The organism is Streptomyces sp. NPDC050674 (genome assembly GCF_040654575.1).
Lineage (GTDB): Bacteria > Actinomycetota > Actinomycetes > Streptomycetales > Streptomycetaceae > Streptomyces.
Window position 1 is genome coordinate 67,281 of record NZ_JBFAIG010000001.1, and the last position, 16,306, is coordinate 83,586.

General features: G+C 71.4%; 18 protein-coding genes. 6 read left to right on the forward strand and 12 right to left on the reverse strand.

Annotation, left to right across the window (positions count from 1 at the left end):
• Positions 1-9 precede the first annotated feature (9 nt).
• Together AB0I06_RS00275 and AB0I06_RS00280 are read right to left on the reverse strand one after the other, a co-directional pair.
• A complete protein-coding gene (locus tag AB0I06_RS00275; RefSeq protein WP_363116458.1) occupies positions 10-978 on the reverse strand; it encodes an aldo/keto reductase in 969 nt (322 codons plus the stop codon).
• 138 nt (positions 979-1,116) lie between these two features.
• Positions 1,117-1,575, reverse strand: a complete 459-nt coding sequence (locus AB0I06_RS00280; RefSeq protein ID WP_363116459.1) for a nuclear transport factor 2 family protein — start codon at positions 1,573-1,575, stop codon at positions 1,117-1,119.
• Between the two features lie 92 nt (positions 1,576-1,667).
• On the opposite strand from AB0I06_RS00280, the gene AB0I06_RS00285 reads away from it, so the two are divergent.
• Positions 1,668-2,219, forward strand: coding sequence for a TetR/AcrR family transcriptional regulator (locus tag AB0I06_RS00285; protein WP_363116460.1), 552 nt, complete (start codon positions 1,668-1,670; stop codon positions 2,217-2,219).
• A gap of 20 nt (positions 2,220-2,239) precedes the next feature.
• On the opposite strand, the gene AB0I06_RS00290 is transcribed toward AB0I06_RS00285, so the two are convergent.
• Both AB0I06_RS00290 and AB0I06_RS00295 read right to left on the reverse strand, forming a co-directional pair.
• Positions 2,240-2,437 (reverse strand): ferredoxin, encoded by a 198-nt coding sequence (locus AB0I06_RS00290; RefSeq protein WP_363116461.1) that lies wholly within the window; start codon positions 2,435-2,437, stop codon positions 2,240-2,242.
• Between the two features lie 11 nt (positions 2,438-2,448).
• On the reverse strand, positions 2,449-3,645 hold the full coding sequence (locus AB0I06_RS00295; RefSeq protein ID WP_363116462.1) for a cytochrome P450: 1,197 nt from the start codon (positions 3,643-3,645) through the stop codon (positions 2,449-2,451).
• A 351-nt stretch (positions 3,646-3,996) separates the two neighbouring features.
• Between AB0I06_RS00295 and AB0I06_RS00300 the strand changes: the two genes are divergently transcribed.
• Together AB0I06_RS00300 and AB0I06_RS00305 are read left to right on the forward strand one after the other, a co-directional pair.
• Positions 3,997-4,629: a LysE family transporter gene (locus AB0I06_RS00300; RefSeq protein ID WP_363116463.1), complete on the forward strand. Its 633-nt coding sequence runs from the start codon at positions 3,997-3,999 to the stop codon at positions 4,627-4,629.
• A 103-nt stretch (positions 4,630-4,732) separates the two neighbouring features.
• Positions 4,733-5,182: a nitroreductase family deazaflavin-dependent oxidoreductase gene (locus tag AB0I06_RS00305; protein WP_363116464.1), complete on the forward strand. Its 450-nt coding sequence runs from the start codon at positions 4,733-4,735 to the stop codon at positions 5,180-5,182.
• 86 nt (positions 5,183-5,268) lie between these two features.
• Here AB0I06_RS00305 and AB0I06_RS00310 read toward each other — a convergent pair whose 3' ends face one another.
• A complete protein-coding gene (locus tag AB0I06_RS00310; RefSeq protein ID WP_363116465.1) occupies positions 5,269-6,315 on the reverse strand; it encodes a cation diffusion facilitator family transporter in 1,047 nt (348 codons plus the stop codon).
• Between the two features lie 13 nt (positions 6,316-6,328).
• Between AB0I06_RS00310 and AB0I06_RS00315 the strand changes: the two genes are divergently transcribed.
• Both AB0I06_RS00315 and AB0I06_RS00320 read left to right on the forward strand, forming a co-directional pair.
• On the forward strand, positions 6,329-7,354 hold the full coding sequence (locus AB0I06_RS00315) for a glutathione S-transferase C-terminal domain-containing protein (RefSeq protein ID WP_363116466.1): 1,026 nt from the start codon (positions 6,329-6,331) through the stop codon (positions 7,352-7,354).
• A gap of 40 nt (positions 7,355-7,394) precedes the next feature.
• The gene (locus AB0I06_RS00320) at positions 7,395-7,691 is read left to right on the forward strand and encodes a DUF4235 domain-containing protein (protein WP_363116467.1); all 297 of its coding nucleotides are present in this window, start codon (positions 7,395-7,397) and stop codon (positions 7,689-7,691) included.
• 87 nt (positions 7,692-7,778) lie between these two features.
• Here AB0I06_RS00320 and AB0I06_RS00325 read toward each other — a convergent pair whose 3' ends face one another.
• The gene (locus tag AB0I06_RS00325) at positions 7,779-8,171 is read right to left on the reverse strand and encodes a VOC family protein (RefSeq protein ID WP_363116468.1); all 393 of its coding nucleotides are present in this window, start codon (positions 8,169-8,171) and stop codon (positions 7,779-7,781) included.
• Positions 8,172-8,817: 646 nt separating this feature from the next.
• Here AB0I06_RS00325 and AB0I06_RS00330 point away from each other — a divergent pair.
• Positions 8,818-10,554 carry a hypothetical protein gene (locus AB0I06_RS00330; RefSeq protein WP_363116469.1) on the forward strand — a complete coding sequence of 579 codons (1,737 nt, stop codon included), beginning with the start codon at positions 8,818-8,820 and terminating at the stop codon, positions 10,552-10,554.
• Between the two features lie 106 nt (positions 10,555-10,660).
• Here the strand turns inward: AB0I06_RS00330 and AB0I06_RS00335 are convergent, their stop codons facing one another.
• The 6 genes from AB0I06_RS00335 to AB0I06_RS00360 form a co-directional block, all read right to left on the reverse strand.
• Positions 10,661-11,911 (reverse strand): cytochrome P450, encoded by a 1,251-nt coding sequence (locus AB0I06_RS00335; protein WP_363116470.1) that lies wholly within the window; start codon positions 11,909-11,911, stop codon positions 10,661-10,663.
• The gene (locus AB0I06_RS00340) at positions 11,908-12,510 is read right to left on the reverse strand and encodes an ATP/GTP-binding protein (RefSeq protein WP_363116471.1); all 603 of its coding nucleotides are present in this window, start codon (positions 12,508-12,510) and stop codon (positions 11,908-11,910) included. The genes AB0I06_RS00335 and AB0I06_RS00340 overlap by 4 nt, the downstream gene beginning before the upstream one ends.
• Positions 12,491-12,862: a DUF742 domain-containing protein gene (locus AB0I06_RS00345; RefSeq protein WP_031133588.1), complete on the reverse strand. Its 372-nt coding sequence runs from the start codon at positions 12,860-12,862 to the stop codon at positions 12,491-12,493. Before AB0I06_RS00345 ends, AB0I06_RS00340 begins: the two co-directional genes overlap by 20 nt.
• A complete protein-coding gene (locus tag AB0I06_RS00350) occupies positions 12,859-13,269 on the reverse strand; it encodes a roadblock/LC7 domain-containing protein (protein WP_003994857.1) in 411 nt (136 codons plus the stop codon). The genes AB0I06_RS00345 and AB0I06_RS00350 overlap by 4 nt, the downstream gene beginning before the upstream one ends.
• A complete protein-coding gene (locus tag AB0I06_RS00355; protein ID WP_363116472.1) occupies positions 13,266-15,044 on the reverse strand; it encodes an ATP-binding protein in 1,779 nt (592 codons plus the stop codon). Before AB0I06_RS00355 ends, AB0I06_RS00350 begins: the two co-directional genes overlap by 4 nt.
• A gap of 262 nt (positions 15,045-15,306) precedes the next feature.
• A complete protein-coding gene (locus AB0I06_RS00360; protein WP_363116473.1) occupies positions 15,307-16,251 on the reverse strand; it encodes a helix-turn-helix domain-containing protein in 945 nt (314 codons plus the stop codon).
• Positions 16,252-16,306: the final 55 nt, after the last annotated feature.

Sequence of the window (16,306 nt, forward strand, 5' to 3'; positions counted from 1 at the left end):
GGCGTGTGTTCAGTGCCCGGCGACGGGGTGGGGGCCGTAGGGCAGCTGGAGCTCCTCCAGCTCCTTGTCGCTCAACCGGAGCTCCACCGCGTCCACCGCGTCCTCCAGGTGCCCGGGCTTGGACGCCCCGACGATCGGGGCCGTCACCGTGGGCTGGTGGAGCAGCCAGGCCAGGGCGACCTGCGCGCGGGGGACGCCCCGCTCCTGGGCGATGCGGGTGACCGCCTCGACGATGGCGCGGTCGCCCTCCCGGTACAGGCTGCCGCCGAAGGCGTCGGTGGCGCTGCGCTCGGTGGTGGTGTCCCAGTCCCGGGTGAGGCGGCCACGGGCCAGCGGGCTCCACGGCAGGACGGCCACGCCCTGGTCGGCGCACAGGGGGAGCATCTCCCGCTCCTCCTCGCGGTAGATCAGGTTGTAGTGGTTCTGCATGGAGACGAAGCGCGTCCAGCCGTTGAGCCGCGCGGTGTACTGGGCCTTGGAGAACTGCCAGGCGTACATCGAACTCGCCCCGATGTAGCGGACCTTGCCCGCCTTGACGACGTCGTGCAGCGCCTCCATCGTCTCCTCGACGGGTGTGTGCGGGTCGAAGCGGTGGATCTGGTAGAGGTCGACGTAGTCGGTGCCGAGGCGGCCGAGGCTCCGGTCGAGCTCGGACAGGATCGCCTTGCGGGACAGTCCGCCGCCGTTCGGCCCGGGCCGCATCCGGCCGTGCACCTTGGTCGCGAGGACGATCTCGTCGCGGCGGGCGAAGTCGCGCAGGGCCCGGCCGACGATCTCCTCGCTGGTGCCGTCGGAGTAGACGTTCGCCGTGTCGAAGAAGTTGATCCCCGCTTCGACCGCCTGCCGGATCAGCGGGCGCGAGGCCTCCTCGTCGAGGGTCCACTCGTGCGTGCCGCGGTCCGGAAGGCCGTAGGTCATGCACCCCAGACAGATCCGCGACACGTCCAGGCCCGTCGAACCGAGCTTCACGTACTGCATCGTTGCTGCTCCTGCCTTCGGGAGGATTCGTCTCGGGAGCCTACGCGTCCGCGATGAACGGCCGGGGCCGGCCGGGTCGAGACAGGGCGGGCGCGCGGCCTGTCCGGTCACCGGGGAACCCCGGCGACTGCCCCGGGGTCACCGGACGGGGAGGGTGTCCGCGCGTTCCGTCTCCGGGCGGGGGCCGTGGATGCGGCGCTCGTTCTCCTCGATCGGGACGTCGTTGATGCTCGCCTCGCGGCGGGTCATCAGGCCGTGCTCGTCGAACTCCCACAGTTCGTTGCCGTAGGAGCGCCACCACTGCCCGTCGGTGTCGCGGCACTCGTACTGGAAGCGGACGGCGATGCGGTTGCCGTCGAAGGCCCACAGGTCCTTGCGCAGGGCGTACTCCTGCTCGCGCTCCCACTTGCGGGTCAGGAACGCCACGATCCCGGCGCGGCCGGTGACGAAGGTGTCGCGGTTGCGCCAGACGGAGTCCGGTGAGTAGGCGAGGGAGACCTTGTGCGGGTCGCGGGTGTTCCAGGCGTCCTCGGCGGCCTGCACCTTGCGCGCGGCACTCTCGCGGGTGAAGGGCGGCAGCGGCGGGCGGTCGGTCATGGATCCTCCCCGGGAGCGCGGGAGAACGAGCGTTCTCCGGCTGGCTGCTACCGTAGGAGAACGCTCGTTCTCGCGTCAAGGAAGGGTCGTTCATGGACAGCGCAGCGGCCCGGGAGCGGGCCTTGGACGCCGCCGAGGAGCTCTTCTACGGGCGGGGGGTGCGCGCCGTCGGCATGGACGACGTCCGCGGCACCTCCGGTGTCTCGCTCAAGCGGCTCTACCAGCTGTTCCCGTCCAAGGAGCATCTGGTGGTGGCGTATCTGGAGCGGCGCGACACGCGCTGGCGCGGTCAGCTGGCCGCGCATGTCGAGCGGCACGGGGAGCCGCGGGAGCGGATCCTGGCCGTCTTCGACCGGCTCGGCGAGTGGTTCGGCGAGCCGGGCTTCCGCGGCTGCGCCTGGCTGAACGCGTACGGCGAGCTGGGGGCCGGCTCGGTGCGCGTGGCCGCCCTGGTGCGCGCGCACAAGCGGGCGTTCCGGGAGTACCTCGGCTCGCTCACGGCGGACGCGGGGCTGCCCGACGCGCTGGCCGGGCAGCTGTTCCTGTTGGCCGAGGGCGCCATGGTCACGGCGGGGGTCACCGGGAGCGCCGGGCCCGCGGCCGAGGCACGCGAGGCCGCCCGGCGGCTCCTGGACGCCGTGTGAGATCCCGCCTCAAAGCACCGTCAGCGCACCGTCTCGGACACGGTGATGGCGCTGACCGGGCAGGCGCGGGCCGCCTCCCGCAGCAGCGGACTGCCGCTGTCCGACGCACCCGGCAGGAGGGTGCTGAAGCCCTCGTCGTCCTGGGTGAACACCGCCGGGGCGGTGAGGGCGCACTGCCCCGCGCCGATGCAGAGGTCCTGGTCGATGTCGATGTGCACGGCGCACGCCCTTACCAGGTCACGGGGAGTTCCAGCATCCCCTGGATCGTGTCGCCCGGCTTGAAGGGGATCTCCTCGGCCGGTACGGCCAGGCGCAGGGTGGGCAGCCGGTCGAAGAGGCTGTGCAGGGCGATCTCCAGCTCGGCGCGGGCGAGGTTCTGCCCGAGGCACTGGTGGATGCCGAAACCGAACGCCACGTGGTGACGGGCCGGGCGGCTCCAGTCGAGTGTGTCCGGCTCCGGATAGACCGTCTCGTCGCGGTTGATGAGGGAGGTCGCGAAGACCACGCCCTCGCCCTTGCGGATGGTCGTCCCGGCCACCTCGATGTCCTCGACGGCCAGGCGCAGCATGCCGTCCGCGATCGACAGCATCCGCATCAGCTCCTCGACCGCGGCCGGCAGCAGCCGCCGGTCCGCGCGGAGTTCGGCGAGCCGTTCGGGGTGCTGGAGCAGGGTGAAGGTGCCGAGGGAAATCATGTTGGCGGTCGTCTCGTGTCCCGCGACCAGCAGGATGAGGGCCATGGCGATCAGGCCCTCGCGGTCGAGGACGCCCTCGCTCGGCCGGCGGTGGACCAGGTCGTCCAGCAGGCCGGTGCCGGGTTCGCGCCGCTTGCGGTCGATCAGCTCGCCGAAGTAGGTCTCCAGCAGGTCGCGGGCGTCCAGCACATCGGCGGTCTCCGGGCCGCGCAGCAGCCGTCGCGACTGGGTCTCGAAGAAGTCGTGGTCGGCGTACGGGACGCCCAGCAGGGCGCAGATCACCATGGACGGCACGGGCAGCGCGAAGGCGCTCACCAGGTCCGCGACGGGGCCCTCGGCGATCATCGCGTCGAGTCGTTCGTCCACGATCTGCTGGATGCGTGGCCGGAGTTCGACGGCCCGCTTGAGGGTGAAGTCCCCGACGACCATCCGCCGCTGGGCGCGGTGCTCGGGGTCGTCGACGCCGAGGAGGGCCGTCCTGCGGTTGCGGATCCCGGCGAAGCGCTCGGTGGGGGCGGGGAAGCCGGGCCGGTCGCGGTTGGACGACAGGCGCGGGTCGGCCAGCAGCGCGCGGGCGGTGGCGTGTCCGCTGACGAGCCAGGCCTCGCGTCCGTCGAAGAGGGTGATCCGGCTCAGGGGGCGCTCGGCGCGCAGGGCGTCGTAGGCGGCGGGCGGGTGGTAGGGGCAGGTCCGGCTCTGGGGGAAGGCGACGGGTGCGGTCGTGTCCGTCATGAAGACCTCGCAGACGAGTAGTACGTCGTGCCGATCTTCATTAGATGCCCCAGGCATCTAAGGGGGCGACACGAAGTTCGGCCAGATCGGCCGCGGGGTGGACATGGCCGGGGAATGCCGTCCTCGTGTTCGAACCGGGGGACCGTCACAGGTGGTACGGCCCCGATGCCCCCCGTCTCCGGGCCCACAGACGCCGGCGCGGTGCGAAAACCGGTTGTCCGCGCGGCGGGTCAGGCCGCAGGATCCGGCCATGTCTACGTTCACCGCTCTCCTGCCGCCGTCCGTCGCCGCTCCCGCCGCGGCCCGACAGCAGCGCACCGGCCGCCGGGGAGGACCGACGCCGCCGCGGTCATGACGGCCGCGCTCGTCGCCGGGCTGCTCGCCGGGTACGGCATCGCCGTGCCCGTGGGCGCCGTCGGGACCTACCTCGTCTCCCTCACCGCCCGCACCTCCCTGCGCACCGGCGTCTGCGCCGCGCTCGGCGTCGCCACCGCCGACGGGCTCTACGCCCTCGCCGCCACCCTCGGCGGCACGGCCCTGGCCTCCGCGCTGCGGCCGGTGCTCGGGCCGCTGCGGTGGGTCTGCGTGCTGGTGCTGCTCGCGCTCGCGGCACGGGGCGCGGTCACCGCGTTGCGCGAGTACCGCGGCCGGCGGCTCGCGGCCCGTACCGCCCCCGCTCCCCCGGGCCCCGCCCGGGCCTATCTGGGCCTGCTGGGCATCACCCTGCTGAACCCCACCACCGTCATCTACTTCGCGGCCCTCGTGCTCGGTTCCCGGGCCACCGGTCCCGCCGGTCTGCTGGAACAGGGCGTCTTCGTCCTGGCGGCCTTCGCCGCCTCCGCGAGCTGGCAGGTGCTGCTGGCCGGGGGCGGAGCCCTGCTGGGCCGCGCGCTGACCGGCCGTCGGGGGCGACTGGCGACGGCACTGGTGGCGAGCGCCGTGATGACGGCTCTGGCCGTGCGGATGGCGCTCGCCCCGGGGTGAGGTCCGGTTCCGGCCGGATCCGGCGGGGGCGGATGATTCCCGCGTGTACGGGTGTTGACGACAGGTGGCAAGGAGCCGCGGACGCGACGATGGGACGGATGTCATGCCTCTCGAGGGCGAGTACGAACCCAGCCCGACACAGTGGGTGCGCAAGCAGGTGGAGCTGTACGAGAGCTCCGGCGGCACGGAGGGGACGACGCTTCAGGGCTCGAACATGCCGGTCGTCGTCCTGACCTCACGCGGTGCCAGGAGCGGGAAACTGCGCAAGACGCCGGTGATGCGCGTGGAGCACGAGGGACGTTACGCCGTGGTGGCCTCCCTCGGCGGGTCGCCCAAGCACCCCGTCTGGTACTTCAACCTGCTGGCCCACCCGCACGTGGAGCTCCAGGACGGGCCCGTGAAGCAGGACATGACCGCCCGTGAGGTCACGGGCGAGGAGAAGGCGCTGTGGTGGGAGCGGGCCGTCGCGGCCTATCCCCCGTACGCCGACTACCAGAAGAAGACGGACCGGGAGATCCCGGTGTTCGTCCTGGAGCCGGCCACGGCCGGCTGAGACGGGTCCGGCCGCCCGGTCGGGGCAGCCGGCGCAGAACTTCCTCCCCCGTGGGTGTGAACCTGCCTCGACGGGGCACGCGAGGTTCAGGCCCCGCCGCGTTCCCCCGTCGCGGCGGGGCTTTCCGCTGCCTCGCGCGCGGGCCGGTCGGTCACGTCCAGGAATATCTCGTCCGCCTCGGGCACCGTATGGGCGATGGAACGCTTGATGCGGACGGCGACCTCCTCCACGCGCTCGCTGTCCAGGCCGGGCATCAGGTCGACGCGGGCGGCCACCAGGGCCGTGTCGAGGCCGGTCTTCATCGTGAACAGCGCCTCCACGCTGTCGATCTCCGGCTGGGCCCGCAGCAGCGACTCGATCCGCGCACTCGACTCCGGGTCGGCCGCCTCGCCGATCAACTGGTCGCGGGCGTCACGGCCCAGCCGGAAGGCCACGTAGACCAGCAGCGCGCCGATCGCGAGCGAGGCCGACGCCTCCCACACCACCTGGCCGGTGACCATGTGCAGCGCCATGCCCACGATGGCCAGCGTGACGCCCAGCACCGCCGTGCCGTCCTCGGCGACGACCGTGCGCAGGGCCGGGTCGCGCATCCCGGCGCCCGCACCGCCCTGCCGGCGCACCTGGTACAGCGCCCGCACCAGTGAACCGCCCTCCGCGAGGAGGGCGATCCCGAGCACGATCAGGCCGGCCACATAGCCGCCGAGTTCCTCCTCCGCCCCGCTCGCGAGGGCCTCGAAGCCCTGGAAGAAGGAGAAGCAGCCTCCCATCACGAAGATCCCCACGGCGGCGAGGAGCGACCAGAAGAACCGCTCCTTGCCGTACCCGAAGGGATGACGGCGGTCGGCGGGGCGCCGGCTGCGGCGCAGCGCCGCGAGCAGGAACACCTCGTTGAGACTGTCGGCCACCGAATGGGCTGCCTCGGACAACAGGGCCGGCGACCCCGCTGCCAGTCCTCCGATGGCCTTGGCCACCGCGATCACCAGATTGGCCGCGAGCGCCACCAGCACGGTGACGCGTGTCCTGCGATCACTTCCCTCATCAGTCACCTCCGCCGATTGCCCCGGTCGGCGGTGCTCACACCGTGCCGTCGGCGGAAAACGGGGAACGCGTTCACCAGGGTCCACGTACGGCAAGGAGGTCACCCCCATGAGCCGCGACGACGGCGACGACGGCAACACCGGTTACGGCAGGAAGGCGTTCAAACGGTCCAAGGCGCATTTCGCGGACCGCATCACCGCGGACGGCCGGGACGGCTGGCCGGTGGAGGCCGGCCGCTACCGCCTGGTCGTCAGCCGCGCCTGCCCCTGGGCGAGCCGGTCGCTGGTCTCCCGTCGGCTGCTCGGGCTGGAGGACTCCCTGTCCCTGGCCGTCGCCGACCCGATCCAGGACGACCGCAGCTGGCGCTTCACCCTGGACGAGGACGGTCGTGACCCGGTCCTCGGCATCCGCTATCTCAGCGAGGCCTACGACCGCCGCGAGAGCGACTACCCCGGCGGGGTCAGTGTGCCGGCGATCGTGGACGTGCCCAGCGGGCGGCTGGTGACCAACGACTACCAGCAGCTCACCCTCGACCTCGCGACGGAGTGGACGGCCCTGCACCGGGACGGCGCCCCGGACCTGTACCCGGACAAGCTGCGCGACGAGATCGACGAGGTGATGGCGGACGTCTACGAGGACGTCAACAACGGCGTCTACCGAGCGGGTTTCGCCACCGGGCAGGAGGAGTACGAGGCAGCCTGCGCGGGCGTGTTCGGACGGCTGGAGTCACTCGCGGCCCGGCTGGAGCGGCAGCGGTACCTCGTCGGCGACACGATCACCGAGGCGGACATCCGGCTGTTCACCACGCTGGTCCGCTTCGACGCGGTCTACCACGGCCACTTCAAGTGCAACCGCTGGAAGCTGACGGAAAATCAGGTGCTGTGGGGTTACGTCCGCGACCTGTACCAGACGCCCGGGTTCGGCGACACCGTCGACTTCGACCACATCAAGCGCCACTACTACCAGGTGCACACGGGCATCAACCCGACCGGCATCGTGCCGCTGGGCCCGGACCTGTCCGGCTGGCTGACCCCGCACCGGCGTGAGGAGCTGGGCGGCAGGCCGTTCGGTGACGGCACACCGCCCGGGCCGGTCCGCGCCGAGGAGCGGATCCCGGCGGCACACACCCCCTGACCACCTCATCCCCCCTTTTACGAGCGATCAAGGAGTTCTCGTGGCCAAGAAGAAGAAGATGTCCCTCGCGTACCAGCCCATCGGGTTCGTGCTCGGCTGGTCGGGCGGCTGGCTGGGCGGGCTGGCCTTCCGCAAGGCGTGGATGGCGATCCGGCACGAGGAGGACGCGCCGGACGCGCTGGACAAGGACCGCGGCTGGGGCGAAGTGCTGCTGGCCGCCGCGATCCAGGGCGCCATCTTCGCGGTGGTGCGCAGCGCCGTGGACCGGGCGGGCGCCAAGGCCATCGAGCGTTCGACGGGCACGTGGCCCGTCGGCGAGAAGGGCGGCCGGGACTGACGACGGCGCGGCCCCGCCCGGCTTCTGCCGGGCGGGGCCGTTTCCTGTGCGCCCTGCCGTCCGCCGCCGTCCGTGGGGTGCTGGTGCTCAGCCCTGTTTGGGCGCCGTCGGCGCGGTGCGCCGCAGGGTGAAGGAGTGGCCCGCCGGGTCGGCGTAGCCGCGCTCCTCCAGGGGACCCGAGGGCTCCTTGGCCTCCAGGGGGCGGCCTCCGAGGCCGATGACACGGCGTTCCACCGCGTCGAGGTCGTCGACCACGAACTCCAGGTGGGCCTGAAGGGAGTTCTCGGGACGTGGCCAGCTGGGCGGGGTCGCGTTGACGTCCCGGCGCAGTGCGATCCGGAAGCCGTCGGCGCTCTTGATCTCCACCCGGTTGGCGGTGGCGTCCGACTCCTCCCCTTCCAGCAGTTCCTTGTAGAACACGGCGAGTTTCTCGGGCTCGGCGCAGTCGAGCACGAGGACCCCCGCTTTCACCAGTGCCATGTCTCCTCCGCAGGATTCCGGTCGCGGAGCGGTCGTGCCCCGCGGACCCGTACCTTGCGGATATCCCGGACCGGCGGATTCAGTCGGTCTTCAACCACCGTCCGTCGCGCGTGAGTTCGCGCCGCGTGTGGGGGCGGTGAGGTTCTGGTTCCGGTGTGACGGCGTCTCCCCCGCGCTCCCGCCGCCCGACCGGGGATTCCGGTTGTCCGAGGGAGGGTGGGAGTGTACGCAGCTCAAGACCTTTCGGCAGTAACCGAGATCACGGTCCGGTCACGAATGGCGCATTAGCGCCTTGGGCAGCCTCGTACCGCTTCTCGCTTCAACTTTCGAGGCGGGAAGCCCAGTTCGAGTGTGCGGGCGGTCCTGCTGACCGTCCCCTCCCAGGAGTGGGGGGACTGCGCGTTCCGTCTCCCGAAAGGAAACGCATGTCTCAGGACGTCCGGTTCGACCTGCCCTACGACACCTCGTGGTGTCGACGCGGCGGTCGTGCCCCCCGCGGTCGTTCGTAGCAAGCCGAAGCCGGTCGCGTGAGTCCGGCTGTCCGGCGAGGCCGTCGCGGAAAGTACAGAAGATTCCCGGACACGGCCGTCAACGACCACGGTCGATCGATTCCGTTGCCAGGACCACAGTTCATTGGGAGACCGGTGTGAAATCTCGAGTCGCAGGTGCCGTTCCGAAGACGTCCGCCGACAACTCGCTGCCGGCGCAGCCGAGCGCCCAGCTTCAGCCCACGGAGGCGGCGAACGCCCTGGCCCGCCTCCTGGTGGACCACATCAACGGGAGCACGGAGCAGTACCGAAGGTCCCGGGACGCCGTTCAGCAGCGGCTGAACGCATGGGGCTCCCCCCACTCCTCCAGCACCACGCTGCATGTGGAGGGAGCCCTCCATCTGGCGCGGCCCGCGTTCCTCCCGCCCGACGAGGAGGGCTACGCCAGGTTGCGGCACCTGGAGGCCGGTCTGCGCATGATCGAAGCAGCCTTCCCCCAGGTCAGCACCGACATCGAGGTCTGCAGACTCGCCTGCGCGATGCTGGAAGGGGCCTGGAGGAGCCGGGCGCTCACCCCGCCGCCGCGCGAGGAGGAGCAGACGACCGCCTGTGCCTGCCCTCTGTGCCGCCGGCTGCCCACGCCCCCCGCGCGCACGCTGGACGACTACCGCTGGCGGCAGAGCGCCGGCCGTCCCCTCACCGTCAAGACCTGGCCGTACCGCCGGGAACTCGACAGCGTCCTGACCGGTGGCTGGTCCTGGACCCGGCAGATGAACGACCTCGAACGAGACCTCGGCCATCGCCACCGCTTCGAGGACGACATCCTCGTCTTCCACGAGTACAAACGCGTGGTCGACACCATCGACACAGCGCTCCTCACCCGGCACGTCGAAGGCCGCCTGGCCGAGGAGTTCAGCACCAACAGCGCACGGGCCCTGGTCTCCGGACTCTTCGCAGCCCACAAGCGATCCGTCGACGAGTACTGGCTCCAGCAGCACGAGGCGGGCAGCGTCGTGCTGCCCCAGACCAACCCGCTCAGCCAGAGCGCCTACTCGGCCCTGCAGATGCTGGACTGCCTGTTCTGGCACGTCGCCCCCGACACCGAACTGTGGCAGGAGGAGAACCTCGCCTCCCTGCTGCTGTGCCGCGTCATCGACGACATGGCCGATGTGCGGGCCGACGCCCTCACCGGCGAGATCAGCAACTTCTGGCTCGCCGACATGCCCACCCACACCAAGGCGCTCTACGCCGCCTGCGCGATAGCCCTCGTCAAATACGGCTGCACGCCCGAGGCCCACAGCGCGATGTGGAACACCTGGCTGATGACCACCACCATCGTCTGGATGGGGCTCACGGGCCGCCACGCCCTGTGGTTCGACGGCATCACCGAGGGCCTCCCCCCGGCCGAGGAGTGCCCGCTGTGCGACCTCCAGCCCAACCCGTGCACCGGCATCCTCACGAACGGCACCACCCTCACCATCGCCCCGCGGCCCACCGCACCGGAACTGAGCCCCCGCACGGCCGAGCTGTCCGCACGCTGCCGGGCCCAACACCCCGGGGCATGGGCCCTCTTCGACGCCGAGCTCCATGCCTTCGAGGCACTGCACGGCCCCTGGCACGGCAACACGGACAGCACCTGGGAGATCCTGCGCCGCACCTACATCGCCGCCGTGGAGGCATCCAGCGCCGCCCCCTCGCCGGACCGCGCCCGTCAGATCCAGCAGGACGCCGGCGTAGTCGGATCCGAGACGTTCCACACCCTGCACGATCACCGGACCGGGCGGGAGGACACCGCACTGCTCGCCTACATGTTCGGCTGTGCCCACCCGCATTTCCTCTGGAACGCCACGGGCTACCGTCCCACGGGCGTCGCGGGCGACTGGCTCGACGGCTGACGCCTCGATGCGGTGACGGCCTGCCGAGCGGATGAGCCGCCGCCCGCACCCACGCACGAAAGCCGCCCGGCCGGAAGCCGGCCGGGCGACGGACTCGCGGTGTGGCCTAGACGGTGAACTCGACCGGCAGGCTGTCCAGCCGGGACTCCCACGTGGAGGCGGTCGAGCTCAGTTCGTCCGGCGGTACGGCCAGGCGCAGGTCCGGCAGCCGGTGCAGCAGGACGTCCACGCCGATCTCGATGATGGACTGGCCGATGTTCTGCCCCGGGCACTCGTGCGGTCCTGCGCTGAACGCCAGGTGCGACTGGTTGCCCTGCACGGCGACGGCCGCTTCGGGCCGTACCTCCGGGTCGACGTTGCCGGCGGCCAGGCCCAGGATGAGCAGTTCTCCCTCCTGGACGTGATGGCCTCCCAGCTCCAGGTCGGCGGTCGCGAACCGGCCCGGCAGCACGGACAGCGGCGGGGCGTCCCACATGACCTCTTCCACCACCGAGGAGATGTTCAGCTCCCCGCTGACCAGGCCGGACAGCCGGGCGGCGTCGGTGAGGACCCGTTGCAGGACCCGGGCCAGCAGATTGCTGGTGGTGGTGTGCGCGGCGATCAGCACCAGGCGCAGATGGCTGACGACCTCGTCGTGGTCGAGGCCGGCCGGGTGCTCCAGCAGGGCCGTGGCGAAGTCGGAGCCCGGCTCGGCCCGCTTGCGCTCGGCGAGTTCCGCGAGGATCTCCATGATCCGCTCGTTGTGCTCCAGGGCGCCCTCACCGCCCTTGAAGACCTGGGCGCACGACTCGATCAGGCGCAGCCCGTCCGCCGCGGGAAGGCCCAGCATCCTGGTGAGCACGAGCATCGGCAGCTGCTCGGCGTAGTCGGCCACGAGATCGGCGCGCCCGGCGTCGGCGAACGTGTCGATCCGCTTGTTCGCGAAGTACGCCACGTGCCGCCGGATGCCCCGGGCGGCTGCCGCCTGCAACCCGTCGGTGACGGCGCCGCGCAGCCTGCGGTGCGGTTCGCCGTCCTGGGACACGCAGTCGGGGCGCCAGCCGACCATCGGCATGATCGGCGAGGTCTCCTCGATCCGGCCCTCCCGCCAGTCCCGCCAGATCCGCGCGTCCCGGCTGAACTGGCGGGGGTTGTCGAGCACCCGCCGGTTGTCGCGGTAGCCGAGGACCAGCCACGCGGGGACGTCCCCTTCGAGCAGGACCGGCGCGATCGAGCCGTGCTCCTTGCGCAGCCGCTCGTAGATGCCCGCCGGGTCGGTCGCGGCGTCCGGTCCGTACAACCGGGTCAGATCGGCCCCGTGGTGGGCGACGGGGCAGCCCCGCACGGCCTGGAGGCCGGATTCGGTCGAGTCGTTCATCGGGGCTCCATGGCCACGGCCGAGCGTTCCTTCAGATGGTGGATCAGGGCGACGAGGACATCCCGGCTGGAGGCCCGGTCGCGGGCGTCGAAGGCCACGACCGGGGTGTGCTCGGGGATGTCCAGGGCGTCCCGGATCTCCTCGACCGGATAGTTGCGGGAGTCGGGGAAGACGTTCAGGGCGACGACGAAGGGGACGTCCAGCCGCTCCATCTCCTCGATCGCCCGGAAGCTGGACTCCAGGCGGCGCGTGTCCACCAGGACCACCGCGCCGAGGGCCCCCTTGAACAGCCCGTTCCACAGGAACCAGAACCGTTCCTGCCCGGGCGTGCCGAACAGGTACAGCACCAGGCTCTCGTTGATGCCGATCTTGCCGAAGTCCAGGCTGACGGTGGTCTGCGTCTTGTCGGCGACGCCGATGAGGTGGTCGACGTCGGCGCTGGCCTGGGTGAGCGTCTCCTCGGTGGTGAGCGGCTTGATGTCGCTGACCGACCGGACCATGGTGGTCTTCCCGGTGCCGAACCCGCCGGCGATCATCACCTTCACCGAGCGGGTGTCCCCGGCCGAGCCTCCGGGTTGGTCAAAGCCTTTCAAGTCCACTGAGTACCTCCTCAAGGAGCGCGAGGTCGGGCCCGCGGCCGGCTTGGTGGGCCGGAATGGGGTTACGGGCTTCGACGCGACCTGCGTCCAGCAGGTCGGACAGCAGCACCGCGAGAATGTTGAAGGGGAGCCCGAGGTGAGCGCCGAGTTCGGCGACCGACAGCGGGTCGCGGCAGCGGCGGAGGATCTCCTCGTGCTCGTGCTGCATGCCCGGTAACGGAGCGGCGCGGGAGACGACGAGAGTCGCCACGTCGAGACTCGACGCCGAACCGCCCGGTCCGCTGCGCCCGCCGGTGAGGACGTAGTAGCGCTCGAGACCGGACGGGTCCGACGGCCTGCGGGGAGCACTCATCCAGAGTGCTCCTCCAGGCGCGGAGTGGTGCCGAGGAGCTCACCCATCCTGCGGGCCAGGTCCCTCATCTGATGCCCGAGCAGGCCCTGGTCGAGGCCTTCCCTGGCGAGGACACCGAGGTACGTCTCCACACCGGCGCGCACGACGAAGAGGTGCCCGCCGTCCACCTCGATCATCGCAAGGCGCAGCTGCCCGGCGTACTTGGGGAACTGCTCGGCGACCGGCTGGGCCAGGGCCTGCAGTCCGGCCACCACGGCGGCGAAGCGGTCGACGTCGTCGGGGTCTTCGGCGCCGTAGGAGGTGATGGCCTTGCCGTCGCTGGAGGCCACGAGGGCGAAGCGGATCTCCTGGATGCTCTCGACGAGATCGCGGAGCGCCCAGCTCACGTCTGTTCCTTGTTGCGTCATGAGGAGTGGTCGCTCTCTTCGGTGCGGTGCTCGGTGTACGCGCGGCCGGCGCGGGTGTCGCCGTCGTCGGCCGCCGGGGAGGCCTCCGCCGCGTCGCGTCCGGCGGTGGCGAAGGCGGCGAGGCCCGAGAAGGACGCGTCCGGCGGGACGGCGGCGACGGTTCCCCGGCCGGTCCGGTCGGTCCGCTCGGCCGGCTTGGACGCCTCCGTCTCGTTACGCCTGCTGCGGCGCCGGGGCAGCCCGCCGGGCGTGGTCTCCCCGGTCTCGGCCGGCGCGGCCGGCGGGGCGGACGTGGTGACCGTCTCGCGGGCCGGGGCGGCCGCGGCGGCGCGGACCTCCTGGGCGGGTGGGGCCGGTGCGGTCACGGCCGTGGGCAGCGGGCTGAAGTACTTGTGCGGGACCACGACCACCACGGAGGTGCCGAGCCACGGCGAGTCCGCGAAGGTGACGCGGATGCCGTAGCGACGGGCCAGGGCGCCGACGACCCGGAGGCCGATGCTGGCGTCCTCGGTGATGCCGCCGAGGCCCGCGCCGGGAGCGGTGCCCGCGAGGGCGTGCTCGGCCTCGCGCTTCTTCTCCTCGCTCAGGCCCTTGCCGGAGTCCTGGATCTCGATGCCGACGCCGTTGGGCACCTCCTTGCCGGAGATGAGGACCGGCTCGGTGGGCGGCGAGTAGCGGGCCGCGTTGTCCAGGAGGTGGGCAAGGATCAGCGTGAGGTGATCCACCAGGCCGCCGTCCACGCCGAGTTCGGGCAGATGGCGCACCTGGATCCGGTGGAAGTCCTTGATCCGGCCGATGCCTCCGCGCACCACGCTCAGCAGCCGCTGCGGCTCCTGCCACTGCCGGCCGGGCCGGTCCGAGCCGCCGAGCACACCGATGCTCGCGGCGAGGGAGTCGGCGGGGCCGAGCTCCTGGTCGAGCTCCATCAGGCCACGGGCGACGGCGGGCAGCCGGCCGTGCTCGCCCTGCATCTCGTGCAGCCGGCCGCGGAGCTTGCTGGTCAGGACGTGGATGCGGTTGCCGATACTGATCACGGCCTGCTCGGCGGAGGTGGAGCGGTCGAACTCCGCCTCCAGGCCGATCAGGGAGGTGCGCAGCAGTTTGCGCAGTTCGGCCTGGAGTTCCGCACTGACCTTGGCGCACTGGTTGACCGTGGGCAGCAGGTCGTCGATGGCCTCGCCGGCGCGCAGCTTCTCCATCGCGTCGGGCAGCTGCTCGTCGGCGAGCAGGGCGACGGCCGTGAGCTGGTGGGAGAGCTGCTCCTGCCAGGCCTCGGCCTGCTCGGCGAGCCGGGCCTCGTAGGAGGTGACCTGTTCGGTCAGCCGCTCCTCATAGGCCCGGGACCGCTCGGTGAGCTGTGCCTCGTACGCGGCGCTCTGGTCGGCGAGCTGCGTCTCGTACGCGGCGCTCTGGTCGGCCAGGCGGCGTTCGTAGGTCGCGTTCTGCTCGTTGAGCCGGGATTCCAGGCCGGCGCGATCGGCGGTGAACTTGCGTTCCAGGCCCGCCACATGCTGCTGCCACTGCTGGTTGTGCTCGGCCTGCGTGGCACGGAAGGAGGTCTCCGCCCGGTGCAGTTGGGCCCGGGTGCGCAGCAGCAGGCGTACGCACACGGCACCGGCCGCCGTCGCCGCGACTCCGGCGACGGCCGTGGTTATTCGCTCCGAGCTCATGAACGTGGCGGCAACGGTCCCGCCTCCCAAGCCCAGCGGCAACAACCACCAGCTGTACCAGGCGACAGGGGCCCGCGCCGCCGGTGGCGGAGTGGCGAGTTCCATCTGCATCCTTCGAGGCAACACGATCGAACGGGGGGGTGTGTGGACCGCACTCATGAGTACGCACCGCGAGTCGGCCGAACGCGATCGCGTCAACTCGCAGCGCCGATCGGAACCTTATCGGGTTTGGACGCGAAAGGATCAACCTCGCCCCCCGGCCGGAGGTGAGGGTTCCGTCACGTCATGACGGAAGGCAACACGTCGACAAATGTCCTTGCTGGCAGCCGAATTGGATGAGCAGCAGGTGGGGCGGGTGGCCCTGGCGTCAGCGGGCCGTCTGGAACGTGCGGCGGTAGGCCTGCGGGGAGACGCCGATCGCCGCGTTGAGGTGCTGACGCAGGGAGGCGGCCGTCGCGAAACCGACCCGGCCGGCGATCTGATCCACCGTCAGGTCGCTGGACTCCAGCAGGTGCCGGGCCCGGGACACGCGCTGCTGGATCAGCCAGCGGCCGGGGCTGAGACCGACCTCGTCGTGGAAGCGGCGGGCGAAGGTGCGCTGGCTCATCCGGGCGTGGCCGGACAGATCGGCCAGAGTGAGCGGTTCACCGAGGCGCTCCAGGACCCAGGCGCGGGTGGCGGCGGTGCTCGCGGGGCCCTGTTCGGGGACGGGCTGCTCGATGTACTGGGCCTGGCCACCGTCCCGGAAGGGCGGGACGACGCAGCGGCGCGCGACGCTGTTGGCCAGCCGGCTGCCGTGGTCCTTGCGCACGAGGTGCAGGCAGACGTCCACGCCGGAGGCGGCTCCGGCGGAGGTGAGGAAGGGATGGTCGTCCACGAAGAGCACGTCCGGGTCGAGGTCGACGCGCGGGAACATGCGCCGGAACCGGTCGGCGACCTGCCAGTGGGTGGTCGCCCGGCGCCCGTCGAGCAGGCCGGCGGCGGCGAGGACGAAGGCGCCGGTGCAGATGGAGACGATGCGGGTGCCGGGGCGGATGAGCGCCAGCGCGGCCAGGACGTCGCCGGACACCTCGTCGGTGAGGTGGGCGGGCGCGACGGGTGCGATCACCACCGTGTCGGCCGTGGCGAGGGCCTCGGGGCCGTGCTCCACGGTGATGCCGAAGTCCGCGTTGGTGCGCACCGCACGGCCGTCGACCGAGCAGGTCAGGACCTCGTACCGGTCGTCGGCAGCGCCGAGGATCCGGCTGGGGATGCCCAGCTCGAAGGGGTACACCCCGTCCAGGGCCAGGACCACCACACGTTCACGTCGCATGGCACGATCCTATCGAAGGTTGGCAATCTTGCCATTGGCGGCCGGCGTACGGACC

What these genes read in the sequence shown, in the direction of transcription:
- AB0I06_RS00325 (WP_363116468.1), bottom strand. Translation starts at nt 8,171, where the DNA reads ATGGCACTGGTGAAAGCGGGGGTCCTCGTGCTCGACTGCGCCGAGCCC.
- AB0I06_RS00275 (WP_363116458.1), bottom strand. Translation starts at nt 978, where the DNA reads ATGCAGTACGTGAAGCTCGGTTCGACGGGCCTGGACGTGTCGCGGATC.
- AB0I06_RS00305 (WP_363116464.1), top strand. Translation starts at nt 4,733, where the DNA reads ATGCCTCTCGAGGGCGAGTACGAACCCAGCCCGACACAGTGGGTGCGC.
- AB0I06_RS00335 (WP_363116470.1), bottom strand. Translation starts at nt 11,911, where the DNA reads ATGAACGACTCGACCGAATCCGGCCTCCAGGCCGTGCGGGGCTGCCCC.
- AB0I06_RS00345 (WP_031133588.1), bottom strand. Translation starts at nt 12,862, where the DNA reads ATGAGTGCTCCCCGCAGGCCGTCGGACCCGTCCGGTCTCGAGCGCTAC.
- AB0I06_RS00300 (WP_363116463.1), top strand. Translation starts at nt 3,997, where the DNA reads ATGACGGCCGCGCTCGTCGCCGGGCTGCTCGCCGGGTACGGCATCGCC.
- AB0I06_RS00315 (WP_363116466.1), top strand. Translation starts at nt 6,329, where the DNA reads ATGAGCCGCGACGACGGCGACGACGGCAACACCGGTTACGGCAGGAAG.
- AB0I06_RS00355 (WP_363116472.1), bottom strand. Translation starts at nt 15,044, where the DNA reads ATGGAACTCGCCACTCCGCCACCGGCGGCGCGGGCCCCTGTCGCCTGG.
- AB0I06_RS00285 (WP_363116460.1), top strand. Translation starts at nt 1,668, where the DNA reads ATGGACAGCGCAGCGGCCCGGGAGCGGGCCTTGGACGCCGCCGAGGAG.
- AB0I06_RS00295 (WP_363116462.1), bottom strand. Translation starts at nt 3,645, where the DNA reads ATGACGGACACGACCGCACCCGTCGCCTTCCCCCAGAGCCGGACCTGC.
- AB0I06_RS00280 (WP_363116459.1), bottom strand. Translation starts at nt 1,575, where the DNA reads ATGACCGACCGCCCGCCGCTGCCGCCCTTCACCCGCGAGAGTGCCGCG.
- AB0I06_RS00350 (WP_003994857.1), bottom strand. Translation starts at nt 13,269, where the DNA reads ATGACGCAACAAGGAACAGACGTGAGCTGGGCGCTCCGCGATCTCGTC.
- AB0I06_RS00360 (WP_363116473.1), bottom strand. Translation starts at nt 16,251, where the DNA reads ATGCGACGTGAACGTGTGGTGGTCCTGGCCCTGGACGGGGTGTACCCC.